Source organism: Halorubrum sp. SP9 (assembly GCF_005435015.1).
In the GTDB taxonomy this organism is placed as follows: Archaea; Halobacteriota; Halobacteria; order Halobacteriales; family Haloferacaceae; genus Halorubrum; species Halorubrum sodomense.
This window is the reverse complement of record NZ_SGXU01000496.1, coordinates 1-357: the sequence shown is the minus strand read 5'-3', so window position 1 is coordinate 357 and position 357 is coordinate 1. Positions and strand designations below refer to the sequence as shown.

The 357-nt window shown below is 53.5% G+C and carries 1 protein-coding gene; it reads right to left on the bottom strand.

Annotated elements, in window-relative coordinates; genetic code table 11:
• On the bottom strand, positions 1-357 hold a 357-nt coding region (locus EXE45_RS18365), incomplete at both ends, for an AAA family ATPase (protein ID WP_137695161.1).

The window sequence follows — 357 nt, the reverse complement described above, 5'->3', positions numbered from 1 at the left end:
CGAGGACAAACACAACAGAGTCGAAATGCTCGTTGACGATCCGGTAGAGCTCATCCCACTTCTCTTTCGTTGCCACGCCGTGTTTTGGCACCTCAACAGGGACTCCTGCCGCATCAGCAGCCTGCTGAACGAGTTCATACACGGCGATACCAAGCGTGTCTAGATCCTGGCAGTTCACTTCAACAGTGCCAAACCGGATGTCACGGCTCTCACAGATACGGCTGATATTATGACAAACTGCCTTCGTAATTAGCGATTTCCCAGTTCCAGACGGGCCGTAGAGGAACAGGTTTGGCGGTCGGTTATCGCCGAGGGCAACCCGAAGCATCTTGGTGACTTCTTGGAGCTGCTCATCAC